General features: G+C 62.7%; 9 protein-coding genes. 3 read left to right on the top strand and 6 right to left on the bottom strand.

Translation table 11 applies throughout. The features are described 5' to 3' along the window. Positions 1 to 229: 229 nt before the first annotated feature. The 3 genes from B0G73_RS39430 to B0G73_RS39440 form a co-directional block, all read right to left on the bottom strand. Positions 230 to 1,636 (bottom strand): methyl-accepting chemotaxis protein, encoded by a 1,407-nt coding sequence (locus B0G73_RS39430; RefSeq protein ID WP_106286428.1) that lies wholly within the window; start codon positions 1,634 to 1,636, stop codon positions 230 to 232. 438 nt (positions 1,637 to 2,074) lie between these two features. Then, positions 2,075 to 3,064 carry an alpha/beta fold hydrolase gene (locus tag B0G73_RS39435; RefSeq protein ID WP_106286429.1) on the bottom strand — a complete coding sequence of 330 codons (990 nt, stop codon included), beginning with the start codon at positions 3,062 to 3,064 and terminating at the stop codon, positions 2,075 to 2,077. A gap of 112 nt (positions 3,065 to 3,176) precedes the next feature. Continuing rightward, positions 3,177 to 4,667, bottom strand: a complete 1,491-nt coding sequence (locus B0G73_RS39440) for an NAD(P)/FAD-dependent oxidoreductase (protein WP_106286434.1) — start codon at positions 4,665 to 4,667, stop codon at positions 3,177 to 3,179. A 145-nt stretch (positions 4,668 to 4,812) separates the two neighbouring features. Between B0G73_RS39440 and B0G73_RS39445 the strand changes: the two genes are divergently transcribed. Beyond that, positions 4,813 to 5,502 (top strand): TetR family transcriptional regulator, encoded by a 690-nt coding sequence (locus tag B0G73_RS39445; protein WP_181196778.1) that lies wholly within the window; start codon positions 4,813 to 4,815, stop codon positions 5,500 to 5,502. Positions 5,503 to 5,606: 104 nt separating this feature from the next. Here the strand turns inward: B0G73_RS39445 and B0G73_RS39450 are convergent, their stop codons facing one another. From B0G73_RS39450 to B0G73_RS39460, 3 genes are all read right to left on the bottom strand, one after another. After that, positions 5,607 to 6,815 carry a M48 family metallopeptidase gene (locus tag B0G73_RS39450; RefSeq protein ID WP_106286430.1) on the bottom strand — a complete coding sequence of 403 codons (1,209 nt, stop codon included), beginning with the start codon at positions 6,813 to 6,815 and terminating at the stop codon, positions 5,607 to 5,609. Positions 6,816 to 6,903: 88 nt separating this feature from the next. Continuing rightward, complete coding sequence (locus B0G73_RS39455; RefSeq protein ID WP_011488613.1) at positions 6,904 to 7,584, bottom strand: PspA/IM30 family protein; 681 nt, start codon at positions 7,582 to 7,584, stop codon at positions 6,904 to 6,906. Between the two features lie 572 nt (positions 7,585 to 8,156). Further along, the gene (locus B0G73_RS39460; protein WP_106286431.1) at positions 8,157 to 8,777 is read right to left on the bottom strand and encodes a hypothetical protein; all 621 of its coding nucleotides are present in this window, start codon (positions 8,775 to 8,777) and stop codon (positions 8,157 to 8,159) included. Between the two features lie 491 nt (positions 8,778 to 9,268). Between B0G73_RS39460 and B0G73_RS39465 the strand changes: the two genes are divergently transcribed. After that, positions 9,269 to 11,770, top strand: coding sequence for a penicillin-binding protein 1A (locus tag B0G73_RS39465; protein WP_106286432.1), 2,502 nt, complete (start codon positions 9,269 to 9,271; stop codon positions 11,768 to 11,770). Between the two features lie 405 nt (positions 11,771 to 12,175). Beyond that, positions 12,176 to 13,054, top strand: coding sequence for a lipid A biosynthesis lauroyl acyltransferase (locus B0G73_RS39470; RefSeq protein ID WP_106286433.1), 879 nt, complete (start codon positions 12,176 to 12,178; stop codon positions 13,052 to 13,054). The last annotated feature ends 783 nt before the right edge of the window (positions 13,055 to 13,837 follow it).

Raw genomic sequence — 13,837 nt, forward strand, 5'->3', positions numbered from 1 at the left:
TGCCTGAGACGCGACGGTGCGTTTCCTTTTCATCGGCATATCCATGACCTTGATCCCTCATGATATGCCCCGCCCACGAAATTACGGATAGGTCCAGAATTAGCGGTGTGAGCCGCTTTCTCTTGCTTACTTCTCTTTGCGGCCGGCAAAGAGAAGTAAGTGCCACCCCGCACAGGGGCAACGCTAATAGACCACCAAGAACACAAGAAAAGGCCAAAACCAAAAACCCTCAAACCCGATACCCAACCCGAACCCCACCCCAATGCCGCCCACCGACAAAAACCGGCGCCGACGCATCCTTCATCAGCACAAACTCCCCACCGCCCATATCCCGCCGATACGTCTGCAACAAAAACCGCTTGGTATGTGAAGCCGCGGCAATCCCGGTCCGATCGTCGAATATCCGCCGGTTCCGGCAATTCGCGGTATTCCAGACCACATCACCATCACGCTGCGGCATAGAAAACTTCAGATTGTGCGTCGGCAAATACCCCCGCGAATCGACCGCGGCACAAAAGGCGACACGCGGATCGAGATCGAGCAAAGGCTCCTGGATAGCCGGCAAAACACGATCGGTCAAGGCAGTAAACCGCGTCAAAAACTGCGGCGGATTACTCCCAACCACCGGCACATAATGCCGGTCAAACAGATCCTCTATCGACACTTCACCACGCGCCACCGCCGTTTCGAATGCCTTGCTCACGGCGGCCGCCGCCCGCTGCACGGCCTCGATAAAACGCGTATCCGCCGTTTCCACACCCGTCGCGGCGGTCAGCTCGATCAGGGTTTCGGATACGCCAAGCAAATTCCCCAGCCGGTCCTTCGCCTGCACGAAATTCTCGCTCGAATCCTCGACGCCGCTCGCCATTTCCAGCACCCGCGCCTCGAGTCCGCCGCACTGCGATTCGATCTCGCCGGTCAACACGGCGATCTGTCCGGCCTCGTCATTCAGATGCGCGATCGCATCGCCCGTTGCATGCACGACGTCGCCGATCTTGCGCGTGCCTTCGCGCACGCGGTGCGCCCGCGCGGTGTTCACGGATCCCTCACTGATCAGCTGCTCGGTCTGTTGCGTGAGCTGCGCCAAGGTGGTCTCGATCTGCCCGGTGGCCTGCGCGGTCTTCGCCGAGAGGTTCTTCACTTCGGCCGCGACCACCGCGAAACTCTTGCCGGAGTCGCCGGCGCGCGCGGCTTCGATCGCGGCATTCAGCGCCAGCAGATGAGTCTGACGCGCGATCAGCGAAATCTCCTCGGAGACACGGCTCACATGCGCCAGCGCGCTGCGCAACGCGCCGATCTGGCTTTCGATGACCGTCACGCCTTCCACGAGTCCATGAATGTCGGCCAGCGACGCTTCGAGCGTCTGCTGTGATTCCTGCACGCCGGTCGCGGCTTCGGCGGATACGTCGCTCATTTTCCGCGCGGCAGCGGCAATGCGATGATTGCCCGCGAGCGTCTGCGCGGCCGATTCGCGTAGCGCGCGGCATACGTGCGCCTGGTGTTGCACGCGCGCGGCTACTTCCTCGACGTGGCCCGATACGTCGCAGATTTCAATGCCCAGTTTGCCGGCTTGCGCGGCAATATCGCCGACCACCGTGTGCGAACGGGCCGAACGGCGAAAGCTGAAACGCGTCATGGTGGTCTCCTTCGCATGCAATATGTTCTCCGCCGCCGCGCCCGGCGCATTCAATCGGCGCAATCACCCAACGCGTTTTCAGCGCCTCCTCGACGCGTTTACGGCAGTCTTTCAAGCGACTTGATCCGGGGTATCCCGCAGTCGTTATGATGTGCGGTCCAACCGCGGTCCACACGCATATCCGCAGACCTTTCCGCTTATTACCGGTAACTCATGATCGACTCCTTCGCGCGCGTTTCGGGCTGGCAACAGCTCTATCATCTGTGGGAGCTGATCGTCATGCTCTGCAAGTTTCTCTGGGGACTGTTGCGTCTGCTGGGCGGCGGCTGAACGCGTCGCGCGAGGCGAGGGAAGGGCGCGCAAGATTCTCGCGCCATATGCACGCGCGAGCCCGCGAGAAACATCGATTGATTGAATTGCGGGGACGAAGCAGTCGGGTCAGGCCGGTGCGCGACGTGTGCCTTCGTCAACCGGAACACGTGCGCCACGCGTGTCGAGAAAAGCGCGCAGATCGGCCATCACGCGCTCGGGCGCTTCTTCCATCGGAATATGGCCGAGCCCCGGATACATGATCGACTTCGCGCCCGGAATGCGGCTGGCGAATTCGGCGGCGTGCGCAGTCGGAATCCAGCGATCCTTCGCACCCCATAGCACGAGCGTCGGCACGTGGAGTGTCTTCAGCACGTCGGTGTCGACTTCCTTGAAGTCGAGCGTGGGCACCATTTTGCCGATCGCGGCGCGCGTGCCTTCGCCGTGAAAGAACTCGACGTAGCGCCGCAGCGTCACCGCATCGATCTTGCGCGGATCGCCATACACGTTGCGCACCGCGCTTTTGACGATGACCTCAGGCAGCCACCACGGCGAACTGACCCGCACCAGCGCGCTGTTGAACAGGCCGATATAAATCGGCAGTTTCATCGGAAAGCCCGCCGAGTCGATCAGCACGAGCCGTTCAACCGCTTCGCGATGCCGCACCGCATAGTCCCACGCAATCAGGCCGCCGAGCGAATTACCCATGAAGGTCGCGCGCGAGATGCCGAGCGCCTGCATGAATGTGTCGATGAAACGCCGGTAGGTCGGCAGATTCATCGTTTCGATCGCGCCGCTGCTGGAGCGCAGCGGTCCTGTCACGCCGAACGGCGGCAGGTCGAGGCGGATCACGCGATGCTCGCGCTTGAGTTCATCGGCGACGCGATTCCAGGTATGCAGCGAAGACGCGAAGCCGTGGATCATCACGATGATGTCGCCACTGCCTTCGTCGACGTAATGCACGTCGGCACCCATGATCTTCACGAATCTGGAGCCGCTTTGCGTATAGCGCCGGCGCAATTCGTCGCGCGGCACGCTGGTGATGCCGAGGCGCGCGGCGAGCGAGCGCGGCGGTAACGGGGACGTCGAGGCGGGCGTGCCGGAGTCGATGCTTGCCATGTTTGTTATCTCCCTTGTAGTTCGATTTCTGGTTCGCGCGGCTTCGAATTGGATCGCATGGACGGCGTCGTGTTCTCCCGGGTTGTCAGCCGCCGCTCACTGCGTCACGCCGTCAAGGCGCAAAGCGATAGTCGTGCGGTCGCGCGCGGCGAGTGCGCTTGCGAAAGCTGAAGCTGAAGCCCGGCCACAACGCGGTCACTTTGCCGCTGCGGGTCTGGTAGTAGCTACGACAACCGCTCGCCCATACCGAATGCTGCATGTCTTTCTGCAAACGCGTGTTGAAATCGCGCTGCACGTCGGGCCGCAGATTCATCGTGCGTGCCTTGCGGCGACGCAGTACTCGCAGGCAATCGGCGATGTATTGCACTTGCGACTCGATCATGTAGAGCAGCGAGTTGTGGCCAAGGCCCGTATTCGGCCCGACGATCATGAAGAAGTTCGGAAAGTTCGCGACGCTCACACCGAGGTAGGCTTCCGGGCCGTCCCGCAGCCATTGAGCGCTGAGATCCGCGCCGTCGAGACCGGTCACTTCGAACGGCGCGCCGACGTCGTTGACCTGGAAACCCGTACCGCAAATGATGGTGTCGGCGGGGCGATGCACGCCGTCTTCCGTCACGATCCCGTCGGCGACGATTTCGCGAATGCCGCTCGTCACCACATCGACATTCGGCTGACTGAGCGCGGGATAGTAGTCGCTGGAGAGCAGCACGCGTTTGCAGCCGAACCGGTAGTTCGGTGTCAGCTTGGCGCGCAGCTCCGGATCTTTGACGCGTCGTTCCAGGTAGCTCAGGCCGAATTTCATCGGCACCTTCAGCAGCTCCGGATTGACGACGAACGCGATGGCGCGCGATTCGAGCTGCCAGTAGATCGCGCTGCGCAAGAAGCGCTGCGTGAACGGCAGATGCTGGAACAACCAGCGGGCGCGCGCGTCGACCGGTTTGTCGGGCTTGGGCATGACCCAAGGCGCGGTACGCTGGAACAGATCGAGATGCGCAACGCGTGGCTGGATTTTCGGCACGAACTGGGCCGCGCTCGCGCCCGTGCCGATCACCGCGACGCGCTTGCCTTCGAGCGGATACGCATGGTCCCAGCGCGCCGAATGAAAAAGCTTGCCTTCGAAGCGTTCGAGCCCCGCGATTTGCGGCATGGCCGGGCGCGACAGTGGACCGCTTGCGGCGATCACCACATCGGCCTCGATGGTTTCACGCGCGCCGTTCACATCGATATCGACATGCCAGACCTGGCGCACTTCGTCGAAACGCGCCGCGGCTACGCGCGCATTGCAACGCACGTAACGCTCTACATCGTATTTGCGGGCGCAGCGTTTCAGATAGGCGAAGATTTCCGCCTGGCCGCCGAACGCGCGCGACCACGCCGGGTTGGGTTCGAACGAAAACGAATAGAGATGCGAGGGTACGTCACAGGCCGCGCCGGGATAAGTATTGTCGCGCCAGGTGCCGCCGATATCGCCGGCCGCCTCGTAGATCGTGAACGACGTGATGCCCATTCGCTGCAGACGAATCGCCATGCCAATACCGGCAAAGCCGCCTCCGACAATGACGATGCGCGGCGCGGCGGGCGGGGCGGATGAGGCAGGCGTCACGGCGGTCTCCGGCATGGGGCGAATTTCAGGCGTCTACAGATGCATGCTGCGGCATAACGCGCAGGGTAGACAACTGTGCACCTGGCGTCAAGATCGTTTAGAGTACTGCTATTAAACGCGCATGGCGCGCATCGATTGAAAACACATGACATTCGTAGCCGATGCGGCGGCCGCCGCCGAACACGGCGCAACCGTCTGGCAGGAATTGCCGGCCGGCAAGCGCAAACTGATCGAAGCCGCGTTGCGGCTGACGGCGGGCGGCCGCAGTTTCACGAGCCTGGGTTTGCGCGAACTGGCGCGCGAGGCCGGACTCAATCCCAATACCTTCTATCGTCATTTCGATACGCTCGACGAGCTGGCGCGCGAAGCTCTCGAATCGGTGAGCCGACGGTTGCGGCCGATGCTGCGTCGTGAGCGCTGGCTCGCCGCGCACGACGAACCGCATAGCGTGCCGCGCCGCGCCTGCGTCGCGTTCTTTGCATTCGCGTTGGACAACCGTGCGGCGTTTCTGAGCGCGCTCGCCGAATATCATGGTACGTCGCCGGCATTGCGCGAAGCCGTGCGCGCGAACCTGCACGAGGTATCGGCGGAAATGGCGGACGACGTCGTTCAGCTGGAATTGATGCCGACACTTTCTCGCGAGACCGTCGACGAAGTCTGCACGCAGATCGTGCTGCAACTCTTTCATCTCTCAGCCGAATATATCGACGCAGACGACGCGCGCCGCGATGCGCTGATCGCCTATGCGGAGCGCTTCATTGTCCGGCTGTTCGCGGGTTCGGTGGTGCTGGCGCAGCATGAACCGGTCAGTGAACGGGTGCCGACGCGAACGTGAAGCCTCGGAAACGGATCGCCATAACGAAACAGGCCCCGTAAAGGAGCCTGTTTCAATGACGCGCGCTTGTGCAGCCTGATTCGATTTCAGCCGCGCGGCGAACCTCAGGTGTTGTCGTTCCAGCCGCCGGAGTCGTCGCTGCTGCCCAGATCGACACCGCCGCCGTTGTCATTCCAGTCGTTCGAACCCTGACCGAAGTCGAGGCCGCCGCCATTGCCGCCATTGCCGCCGTCGTTGCCACGACGCCGCGCTTCGTCGTCGACGATCACGTCGCGCTCCACCACGCGCTCGCGCCCGGAATTCAGCGCTTCGCCGAGCAGCACGCCGGTCAGCAGACCGCCCATGCCGCCGCCGAAACCACCGCCGCCTTGCTGCACGATAACCGGCGGCTGTTGCTGATACGGACCTTGCTGCGGATAGGGCGCTTGCGGCGGGTTGCCGAAACGTTCGGCTTCCCGCGCATACGGCGACTGTTGCTGCGCGCTGGCGGCCGGTGCGGCATACGGATCGGGCCGGCCTTCGAGGCGCGCGCGCATGCTGCCGAGCCGTTGCTCGAGCTCGTCGAGCTGATACGGCGGCAGCGGATTCTTGCTGTTCGACAACGTTTCGACGAGGCCGCGCAACTGGTCTTCAGTGGCTTCGACTTCCTTCTCCAGCGCCTCATGACCTTGCACGGTGGAGAGCTTCACATCGAGCTTGAGCGAGCGAACGGTGTTGAGCATCTCCGTGGCGCGCTTGAGCTGCACGCGACGCTCGTCGTCGGCACGCGTATCGCCTTGCGTGCGGGCGCGGCGCAAGGTCCAGCGCAGCACCAGCGCGATTACGCCGACGAGGACAAGAATGCCGATCCACATGCCCATGCCCGGACCATGCCGCTGCGGCGCCTGCGGCACCATCGCCGACTGTTGCTGCACGGACGGCGCCGTCTGCTGCTGCGCGAACGGGTTGGGCGCGCGGCTGGTCGTGTTGCCGCCCATGGCGCCTGCCCGTTCCGCGTCCTTGCGAATGCGTGCTTCGGTCTGCGCGAAGCGGGTCGGGTCGGTGAAGCGGATTTGCGGGTCGAGTGTCTTGGCCTGCTGCACCTGGGCGAGCGCGTCGGCGGAACGGCCTTCGCGATCGAGCACCTGGGCATACAGATAGTGTGCGCGCGCATTGTTCGGATGCGCCTGCAACACTTCGCTCAGGCCGGCGTCGGCCTGTTGCCAGTTGCCTTGCGACATGGCCGATTCGATCTGCTGAACGGTGGGCACTGCGAACGCCGCGGCCGACACGAACAGCAGTGAGGCAAACGCGGTTGCGAGAAATTTTTTCATTTACGGACCGGGCGCGTTGCGCCCGTCTCCTTCAGTCGATTCCGGCGGCTCACACGAAGGCCGCCGGTATGTACTGCTGCCGACGCAATTACTGGGCCGGCGTATTGATCTGCTTCTTCAATGCTTCGAGACGATCTTCGACGGACGGGCCGCGGTTGAGATCCGCAAGCTTGTCGTCGAGCGCCTTGCCGCTCTTCACGTCGGCCGAATTCAGGCGTGCGTCTGAACGGGCATTCGACAGCGCGACCTTGTCTTCAAGTTTCTGGAAATCTTCGGACAGATTCTTTCCGCCGATGCCACCCAAAGCGGTGGCTGCCACATCTTTCGCCTGGGCAATCTGCTGCTTGGCTTGCAGAATGTTGGAGCGGGCGTTCAGGTCGTTGCGACGCGTGCGCATGTCTTCGATCTGGCTCTTGAGCTGCGCCACGGACGGCTCCAGCGTAGTCAGTTCCTTCGCGAGCGCATCGCGTTCGGCTTCGGCCGTGGCTTGCGCGCCAAGGGCTTCGCGCGCCAGCGCTTCGTCGCCGGATTGCAGCGCGCGCTTCGCGCCGTCTTCGTATTTCTTCGCCTTGTCCGCGGCAACATCGCGCTTGCTTTGCTGCGTGGCCACTTGCGCCTGGATCTCGATCAGCGAGTTCTCGGCTTTGGCGATGCTCTCGTCGAGTTCGCGCACGATCTGGCGCGAGTCGCGCGACGGATCTTGCACGGAGTCGGCTGCGTCGTTCAGGAGACCTTTAAGCGTGCGGGAAATGCTGTCAAAAAGCGACATGAAAACCTCCAAAGAATGTAAACGGCGCTGAATAATCCCGCGCGCTCAACTGCATTCAACTGCTACTTTACGCCGCTGCACGCGAAGCTGCGCGACGTTCGGACCGGAGTTCGGGGCGCGCGCGCCGATTGCAATAGCGGCAATGTAAATAGTTCGATTCGAATATCGAGTGGCAAACAGCTCGAAGGTTAAATCGCGCGATGCGTCATTCAGCCGCTCGCGGATATTACACCACGCGCTCTCTTAAAACCCCCTTAAAGGGCGCGATGACAGATTAGCCAACTTTGCGCGCAGCACGTGTCGTGGGCGTGAATAGGCGCGGTGCGAGCGGGCGGTGTTTGCGTCCATCGTCGTCTTGCGCGAGCAGGGTCGACGATGGCCAATAGTCGTGCATATAACCACACAAAATTCGCCAACGCCGAAGCTGCTTCTTTCAATATGCAAACGCCGCTTCTGATCGCTGGATGAATGCCAGGCGTGCAGTGCCGAAAGCTCACGCATTTTGAATGACGCCGATGTAACGATGTGCAACGCGCCGACACAAGCCGCGCGATAGGCATCGCACAAACCCGTTACGCGAAACGGCCGCCTTTCGTGGTGGGATCGCCCAGTGGATCGTCGTCGTCGCGCGGGGCGTCGACGCGCGGGTGTTTAAGCACGCTGCGCAATTGCGCTTCCGTATCGGTCTGCATTGGGAGTCCTCCCGCCGATGCCGCTTCGGCTGCCGCCACGCGCGCGACGGCTTCGGCGGTTGCCGCGGCTTCCTCGTCGATGCCGGCGGCGAGCGCGGCGGCGAGGCCCGCCGGCAACAACGGCGCGGGCTCCGCCTGTCCGGATGCAACGCCCGGCAGTCCGCCCGGCGCAGGCGCGTTGGAAGCCGCCGCGCCATCCGTAGGCGCGCCGCTTGTGCTGTCGCCGTGCGTTTGCAAAACCGGCGGCAATGCGGCGCGCGCGTGCCGTGTGCCGCGCGCGACCCGTTGCAGCGCGGCGTCGAGCGCGTCCGGGGCGCGGGGCGCGCGCAGGCGGTCGACGATGCTGGCCGCTTTCACCTGTTCGCTGGTCGCGCCGAAGCTCAGGACCGCGCGCCGCATCAGTTCGCTGACGCTGATGCCCATATTTTCGGCGGTGGTGGTGATCGCGCGCTTCTGCGCGGTCGTGACGAATACGACGATGCGTTCGCTGGGCTTATTCATGGTCGGCTCGCATACTTGTTGGCATGGGCGGTTCAAAGCGGCCATTTGGCGGACGCCGCGGCGCGAGCCCGTGTTAGCGCGCGCCGAGTCCATCATATGACGAGTTGCCCCGATGCGGAACGGGCGCGACATGAAAATCCCATGGCATCAACGAGTTGTAACGTTTGCGGGCAGCTTGTCCACAGGCCTTTCAACATTTTCTGTGAATAACTCCGGCAGCGCGTGAAAGCGCTCGTGGGGCCGTCCGAAACTACAGACTCCTTTCGCGCGAAGGGAATTCTTACAAAAAAACTAACTTGGACCGTGCTTGATTTCTTTTAAAATGCGCTGTTACGTTGCGCCGGACTCGACCCGGGCGCGCCGTGCGGCCTGCCGGGGGCAAAGGGCCGCGCGGTGGTTTGCGCCTCAGGCTACGATTCCCGATCACGATTCATGTGCGCGCCATGCGCGCGTGCAGAAAGGCGTTCAGTCATGCGCCCACTATTCCAGTCATGCCAATCATCAAACGACCGCATTCATCCAATTCTCCGTCTGGTGAAGACCGGGATTCCTACCAACGCACTCCAGGACGCAACGCAGCTTCGCGCGACGCCGAGGCCGGCCGCCGTTCCCTCGGCGCGACCCTCGTCATCTGGTTCGCCAGCCTGCTCGCGACCCTCGCGGTGGTGGGCGCGTTGATCGTCGGCTATGCGCTGGTGGTGATGGGGCCGCAACTGCCGTCGCTCGACGCGCTGACCGACTATCGTCCGAAGGTGCCGTTGCGTGTCTATACGGCCGACCATGTGCTGATCGGCGAGTTCGGCGAGGAGCGGCGCTCCCTCGTGCGCTTCCAGGACATTCCCGATCAGATGAAGAAAGCGGTGCTCGCGATCGAAGACTATCGCTTCTACGAGCACGGCGGCGTCGACTTCATCGGCATTCTGCGGGCGGGTATCTCCGACCTCTCGCACGGCGGCGCCTCGCAGGGCGCGAGCACAATCACCATGCAGGTGGCGCGCAACTTCTTCCTCTCGAGCGAGAAGACCTATACGCGCAAGATTTACGAAATGCTGCTCGCGTACAAGATCGAGCGCGCGCTGACCAAAGATCAGATTCTCGAGCTGTACATGAATCAGATCTATCTGGGCGAACGCGCCTATGGTTTCGCCGCGGCCGCGCGCGTGTACTTCGGCAAGGATCTGAAAGACATCACGCTGGCGGAGTCGGCGATGCTGGCCGGCTTGCCGAAGGCGCCGTCCGCGTATAACCCGGTGGTCAACCCGAAGCGCGCGAAGATCCGTCAGGAGTACATTCTGCGGCGCATGCTGGAGCTGAAATACATCAGCCAGGATCAGTACGATCAGGCCGTGAAGGAAGAGATTCACACCAAGAATCCGGGCAACGAATTTAGCGTGCACGCCGAGTACATCGCCGAAATGGTCCGGCAGATGATGTACGCGCAGTACAAGGACGAAACCTATACACGCGGCCTGAATGTCACCACCACGATCGACTCCGCCGACCAGGACGCCGCTTATCGCGCGGTGCGCAAGGGCGTGATGGACTACGAGCGGCGTCACGGCTATCGCGGGCCGGAAGGTTTCGTGCAACTGCCCGCGCCGGGCGACGACCGCGACCAGACTATCGACGACGCACTCACCGATCACCCCGACAACGGCGAGATCATCGCCGCCGTGGTGACGGACGCGGGGCCGAAGCAGGTCAAGGCGCAACTCGTGGACGGCACGCAGGTGACGATCAGCGGCGACGGTTTGCGTTTCGCTGCCGCCGCGTTGAGCGCGCGCGCCACGGCCGCCACGAAGATCAAGGCCGGCTCGATCGTGCGCCTGATCGCGGACGACAAGGGCAACTGGCAGATCACGCAACTGCCGCAAGTGGAAGGCGCGCTGGTGTCGCTCACGCCGCAGGACGGCGCGATTCGCGCGCTGGTGGGCGGCTTCGACTTCAACAAGAACAAGTTCAACCACGTTACGCAGGCGTGGCGTCAGCCGGGCTCCAGCTTCAAGCCGTTCATCTATTCGGCCGCGCTCGACAAGGGTCTCGGACCGGCCACCATCATCAACGACGCGCCGTTGTACTTCCCGTCGAGCACGCCGGGCGGCGACGCGTGGGAGCCGAAGGACGACGACCAGCCGGACGGTCCGATGCCGCTGCGTCTCGCGCTGCAGAAGTCGAAGAACCTCGTGTCGATCCGCATTCTGTCGTACATCGGCACCAAATACGCACAGGACTTCGTCACGCAGCGCTTCGGTTTCGACGCCGACAAGACCCCGCCCTATCTGCCGATGGCGCTCGGTGCGGGCCTCGTCACACCGTTGCAGTCGGCGGGTGCGTATTCGGTGTTCGCGAACGGCGGCTTCCGGATCAATCCGTATCTGATCAACGAGGTGACGGATGCGCGCGGCCAGCCGCTCTCCAAGGCGCAGCCGCTGACGGCCGGTCGCGATGCGCCGCGCACGCTGGAACCGCGCAACGCATACATCATGAACAGCCTGCTGCACTCGGTGGCAACGGCCGGCACGGGCGCGGGCACCAACGCGCTGCATCGCACGGACCTGCAGGGCAAGACAGGGACGACCAACGACGCGAAAGACGGCTGGTTTGCCGGTTATCAGCAGTCGCTCGTCGCGGTGGCGTGGATGGGTTACGACCAGCCGAAGAGTCTCGGCAGCCGCGAATTCGGCGCGCAACTGGCGTTGCCGATCTGGGTGGAATACATGCAGCGCGCGTTGCGCGGCGTGCCGCAAAGCGAACCGGCCCAGCCTGACGGCGTGACTTCGGTCGACGGCGAACTGTTCTATACGGATATGACGCCGGGCAACGGCTTCGTCGCCAGCATCGGTCTGGACTCGGCGAATCCGACCGCCGGCGTGAGCGATGCGGTCGGTGGCGTCGGCCCGGCCGGTATGACGCCGCCGACGGTGCCGCCGCCGAGTGTCTCGTCGAACGAGAAGAAGCAGATCATGGATCTGTTCGAGTCGAACAAGCCGTGATGTTTTCCAGGGGGATTCCCTTGGGGCGCGGCGGGCGTGTGCGGACCGTTTGAATCTGGCGGCCGCGCACGCAGGCAAGTTTTTGAAAGAGCAGGGAAGCGCCGCCCGGCAATGCTTTCTTGCCGTTTGCCGGGTGGTCTGCCCGGTGGATTGTGTATCCGGCACCCGCGATGTGTTTTAATCACGCCGGCGGTGCTTTTATCAAGGGTCCTAAACGACGCCTGATCCCCTGCACGGGATCGGCTTCCGGCACCGCGGCATTTCGCCACAAGCGAGACGTCCATTCTCGAATCCGCGCCGCGCGAGACCCGTTAAGACGCGCGCGTATGTCACTTCGTCCGCTGGCAATGTTGTGGTTGCCGCGGCCGGCGTGTTTGCCATCCAGCATCCACCGGGTCCCGCCTTGTGAAAAGTCGAATCCTGATCTGTCTGATGACAGGTCTGCTGCGCGCGTTTGCTTTTTTGCCGTATAGCGTCGTCGCGCGAATCGGCACCGGTATCGGCGCCTTGCTGTACCGAATTCCCAGCACGCGCCGGCGCGTCGTGCATACCAATCTGAAGCTGTGTTTTCCGGACATGAGCGACGAGGCGCGCGAACGTCTGGCGCGCGCGCACTTTTGTCACGTGATCCGCAGTTACGTCGAACGCGGGCCGCAATGGTTCGGCAATGCGCAGGCGCTGGCGCGCCTCGTCGAAGTGGAGAGCGCGATTGATCTGTCCGACATGGAAGGCAAGCCGACGATTTTTGTCGGCTTCCATTTCGTCGGTATCGAGGCGGGCTGCATGATGTATTCGACGCGGCATCCGGTCGCTTCGCTCTACACGCCGATGTCGAACCTCCTGCTCGACGCGATGGCCAAGCGGCAGCGCGGCCGCTTCGGCACCGAGATGATTCCGCGCAGCGACAGTGTGCGACGCGCGTTGCGCGCGCTGCGCGACGGCAAGCCGGTGATGCTCGCCGCAGATATGGATTTCGGCTTGCGCGATTCGGTGTTCGTGCCGTTCTTCGGCGTGCCGGCCTGCACGCTCACCTCCGTCTCGCGGATGGCGCGCGCGGCGAATGCGCGGGTGGTGCCGTTCGTGACGGAAGTGCTGCCGGATTATCGCGGCTACAAGCTGAGCATCTTCGACGCGCTAAGCGATTTTCCGTCCGACGATGTGGCCGTCGACGCGCGGCGCATCACCGAGTTTCTCGAGACGCAGGTGAGGCGGATTCCTGATCAGTACTACTGGGTGCACAAGCGGTTCAAGAATCGGCCGGCGGGTGAGGCGAGTGTTTATTGAGGCGCGGCGGCGTTAACTGCGTCTGGGGATGAATGTGGTGTGGGGTCAAGTACTTAGGTGGGATCTCCTGGTGTTATCAACAAGCCTGTCAACAATTTCTGTGGATAAATTCTTCCCGCGATGCTCAAGAGCAACAAACATCTGTTCCGTTCGAATTTAACAACCTGGTTGCTGGCACACGGCCTCCGGTTGTCCGCATCATCGGGACACGGCAGGTGTTTTGCGTGACCATTCAGGGCGATTCCGGTCGCCCTTTTTTATCATGTCGCTTGCTGCGCGTTCCCGGATTTGTCCGATGTCACGGCTGCGTACACGACCCGCGCATTGATTCTGCACGTCGGCACAATTCCCCTCCTGATCTGCAGACGCGCTCTCGTTGCCCGCGCCCGTCGCAGGCTTTTTTATGCCTGCGCTGACGCCAGCATGGTGGTCCGTGTCGATGCACGATACATAACATGCTCAGGACGGGGTAGATAACCGTCAATGCAACTGGACGCCGCTGACATTTCCCAGCGTTATTGCGAAATAGTCCTGCTGACTATCGAACGACTATCCCCGATGATTGAAAAAACTCGGGGAAGAGGTCAAACGATGAAAGCTGTACGCTGCGACAGGTATCCACGTCTTACGTATCCACGCCTCACGGCTCCTGTCTTTCCCGTGCGAGCCGCATCAGGCGCGTCCTGATTGATGGAGCGCGCCCGCTTCGATCTGCCCATGCCCGGCGTGGCGCTTTCACCGGAAAGCGTTGAACGTCTGATGGCCGAACCCTGGCGCTACGGG

The organism is Paraburkholderia sp. BL25I1N1 (genome assembly GCF_003002025.1).
Taxonomy (GTDB): domain Bacteria; phylum Pseudomonadota; class Gammaproteobacteria; order Burkholderiales; family Burkholderiaceae; genus Paraburkholderia.

Coding starts and splice junctions, on each gene's coding strand:
- B0G73_RS39455 (WP_011488613.1), bottom strand. CDS start 7,584: ATGTCGCTTTTTGACAGCATTTCCCGCACGCTTAAAGGTCTCCTGAAC.
- B0G73_RS39430 (WP_106286428.1), bottom strand. CDS start 1,636: ATGACGCGTTTCAGCTTTCGCCGTTCGGCCCGTTCGCACACGGTGGTC.
- B0G73_RS39460 (WP_106286431.1), bottom strand. CDS start 8,777: ATGAATAAGCCCAGCGAACGCATCGTCGTATTCGTCACGACCGCGCAG.
- B0G73_RS39465 (WP_106286432.1), top strand. CDS start 9,269: ATGCCAATCATCAAACGACCGCATTCATCCAATTCTCCGTCTGGTGAA.
- B0G73_RS39450 (WP_106286430.1), bottom strand. CDS start 6,815: ATGAAAAAATTTCTCGCAACCGCGTTTGCCTCACTGCTGTTCGTGTCG.
- B0G73_RS39435 (WP_106286429.1), bottom strand. CDS start 3,064: ATGGCAAGCATCGACTCCGGCACGCCCGCCTCGACGTCCCCGTTACCG.
- B0G73_RS39445 (WP_181196778.1), top strand. CDS start 4,813: ATGACATTCGTAGCCGATGCGGCGGCCGCCGCCGAACACGGCGCAACC.